General features: G+C 65.0%; 4 protein-coding genes. All 4 read left to right on the plus strand.

Features of this window, described 5'->3' with window-relative positions; genetic code table 11:
- The first annotated feature begins 61 nt into the window (after positions 1-61).
- Genes tnpA through L0977_RS25265 form a run of 4 tightly spaced genes read left to right on the plus strand, consistent with a single transcriptional unit; the run spans position 62 to position 2,951 of the window.
- Positions 62-457 carry an IS66-like element accessory protein TnpA gene (tnpA, locus tag L0977_RS25250; protein WP_234267676.1) on the plus strand — a complete coding sequence of 132 codons (396 nt, stop codon included), beginning with the start codon at positions 62-64 and terminating at the stop codon, positions 455-457.
- Complete coding sequence (gene tnpB / locus L0977_RS25255) at positions 454-801, plus strand: IS66 family insertion sequence element accessory protein TnpB (protein ID WP_234267677.1); 348 nt, start codon at positions 454-456, stop codon at positions 799-801. The genes tnpA and tnpB overlap by 4 nt, the downstream gene beginning before the upstream one ends.
- A gap of 60 nt (positions 802-861) precedes the next feature.
- Complete coding sequence (tnpC, locus tag L0977_RS25260; RefSeq protein ID WP_234267678.1) at positions 862-2,433, plus strand: IS66 family transposase; 1,572 nt, start codon at positions 862-864, stop codon at positions 2,431-2,433.
- Positions 2,430-2,951, plus strand: a complete 522-nt coding sequence (locus tag L0977_RS25265; protein ID WP_234267679.1) for a hypothetical protein — start codon at positions 2,430-2,432, stop codon at positions 2,949-2,951. The genes tnpC and L0977_RS25265 overlap by 4 nt, the downstream gene beginning before the upstream one ends.
- Positions 2,952-2,999: the final 48 nt, after the last annotated feature.

Raw genomic sequence — 2,999 nt, forward strand, 5'->3', positions numbered from 1 at the left:
GTAAGCGTGGCCTCAAGGCCCTTGTTGTGAGGTTGTCAGGGGCACGGCAGCATGTGTCCATATGCAAGACAGTGGACATACCCCTGAGTGGAACGGACCGAAGGTTGAGCGCACCCTTGGCAACGGCAAGCACATCTATTTCTCGGCCTTCAAGGCTTGGCTGGTCGAGCAGGCCAGCAGACCAGGTGCTTCCGTCTCGGGGCTGGCGCTGCGCAACGGCATCAACGCCAATTTGCTGCGTCACTGGATGAAGCTGGGGCATTGGCAATCGGGCACCCAGGCGCTGTTACCCGTGACTGTTCTCGCGCAGCCGCCCTGTGCCGATGTGGCAGCGACCACTATTGCCCAACCGTCCACAGGAACGGTGGAGATCGAATTGTGCGGTGCCGTTATCCGCCTGAGCGGCCAGGTCGATGCCGCGCAACTGAGGGCGGTGCTGGCCGCGCTGCGATCATGATCGGTTTGCCAGCGAACACGCGGGTGTGGATCGTGGCCGGACACACCGACATGCGCAAGGGTTTCGATGGCCTGGCTGCGATGGTGCAGACCGCGTTGAGCGAGAACCCGTTCAGTGGCCACGTCTTCGTCTTCCGCGGCCGCCGTGGCGACATCATCAAGGTGCTGTGGTTCGATGGCCAGGGATTGTTGCTGTTGAGCAAGCGCCTCGAACGCGGGCGCTTTGTCTGGCCCCAAGCCTCGGGCGGTGGCGTGTCGCTGACACCGGCACAGTTGTCGATGCTGCTCGAAGGTATCGATTGGCGCATGCCAGCACGCACGCACCGGCCAGAGCTGGCCGTGTAGACAGGCGTTGCGGGTCATTCCCGATGGCCTGCTGCACGAGGGTGAGGCACACTCAAGGCTGTGTCGACGCCCACCTCATCACATTCGAGCCGCGAAGAATTGCTGCGCATCATTGAGGCGCGCGATAGCGAGGTGGCGCTGCTCAAGCTGATGGTCGACAAGCTCAAGTTGCAGCTGCTGCGTCGCGTGCGTGCCGAGTTCGGCCACTCCAGCGAACAATGGGCGGCACAAATACCTTTGATCGATGGAGGCGAGCTCGTCATGGCCTCCCGATCCAAGGTCACATCGACACAGGCTCCAGCCAACGACGCGCAGATCGACCGCAGTCTGCCGGCACATCTGCCGCGCGATGTCCAGGAACATTTGCCCGAGGTCAGCCACAGTCACCACGACAGTGCGGGTCAGCCTTGCGGCTGCACGGCGTGTGGTGCCCGGTTGCGCAGAATCGGGCAAGACGTCTCCGAGCAGTTGGAGTACGTGCCGGCGCACTTCAAGGTGATCCGGCATGTACGGCCCAAGCTGGTCTGTGTGGCTTGCCAGACGATCTTCCAGGCCAGCGCACCGGGCCGCCCGATTGCGCGTGGTGTGGCCGGCGCCGGCCTGCTGGCCCATGTGCTGGTTTCCAAATATTGCGACCATTTGCCCTTGTACCGTCAAAGCGGCATCTACGCCCGCAGCGGTGTTGAGCTGGACCGCTCCACGCTGGCCGGCTGGGTCGAGCAGGCCGATCAGTTGCTGGACCCGCTGGTGGCGGCGCTGGGGCGCTACACCTTGGCGGCCACCAAGATCCACGCCGACGACACGCCGGTACCGGTGCTGCAGCCCGGACGGGGCCAGACCAAGACCGGGCGCTTGTGGGTATACGTCAGAGACGACCGACCGATCGGATCGAGCGAGCCTCCTGCAGCCTGGTACCAGTACACGCCGGACCGAAAGGGTGAACACCCACAGCGGCACCTGCGGCAATACCGAGGCATCCTGCAGGCAGACGCCTACGGAGGCTGGGGCAAGCTCTACGGATCAGGCCAGATCACCGAGGCCGCTTGCTGGGCACACGCGCGCAGGCCGTGGTGGGATCTGTACCTCAGCAGCGGCCGCAACGAGAACTCCATCGCGGCGCAGGCGCTCAGGCGCATTGCCGGGCTGTATGCGATCGAGCGCGAGATCCGAGGGCAGCCACCAGAGGTGCGACGAGTCCAACGCCAAGCACGGGCGAGCCCGCTGCTGCAGGAGATGCACGCCTGGCTGAGCCAGTTGCTGGGACGGGTGTCGGCCAAATCGGAATTGGCGCAGGCCATCGGCTATAGCCTCACGCGCTGGCAGGCCCTGACGCGCTATTGCGATGACGGCCGTATCGAGATGGACAACAACGCTGCCGAGCGGGCGCTGCGTGGAGTGGCCTTGGGGCGAGGCAACTATCTGTTCATGGGCTCGGACGGTGGCGGCGAGCGCGCGGCCGCGATCTACAGCCTGGTGCAGACCGCCAAGCTCAATGGGCTGGATCCCGAGGTCTACCTGTGTGAGGTGCTCAACCGGATTGCCGATCACCCCATCAACCGCATCGACGAGCTGTTGCCCTGGAACCTGATGCAGTCAGGGGCCAACCCGGCACAACAGCGCCGGGCAGCATGAACGCACCCGGCATCGACCCGCGGGTGCTGGACGCCCTGCAGAACGCCAGCAGCCTGGAGCTGTTCCAGCTGAGCACGCTGATCGAGCGATTGTTGGCCGATCCCCGGCGCATCATTGCCGTGCGCAAGGACATGCACCTGGGGCAGACGGTGCGCTTTGTGGACTGGCGCGATGGCAGCCTGCGCGAGGGCAAGGTCGTGGCCATGCGCGAGGCCCAGGTCACGTTGCAGGACTTGCGCGAACGCAAAGAGTGGAAGCTGCCCTACGCCGCGATCGAACCGCCGCAACCCGATCCGGCAGCGCATCCTCAAGCGGTGGCTCCTGAGCCGCCCGCTGTGCCGCGGCCGACGCGCAACGACTTCCGCTGCGGCGAGAAGGTCGCCTTCGAAGACAAGTACCTGCAGACCGTGGTGGGCACCATCGTGCGCATCAACAGCCGCACCGCCACCATCGACCCCGGCGACGGCACCCATTGGCGCGTCGGCTTCGCCCTGCTGCGCCACGTCGTGGACGTCTGAATACCTCCCGTCCTCCTCGTCAAGAGGGTGCTGAGGCGACGCTTACGA

Source organism: Hydrogenophaga sp. NFH-34, assembly GCF_021401345.1.
GTDB lineage: Bacteria > Pseudomonadota > Gammaproteobacteria > Burkholderiales > Burkholderiaceae_C > Hydrogenophaga > Hydrogenophaga electricum.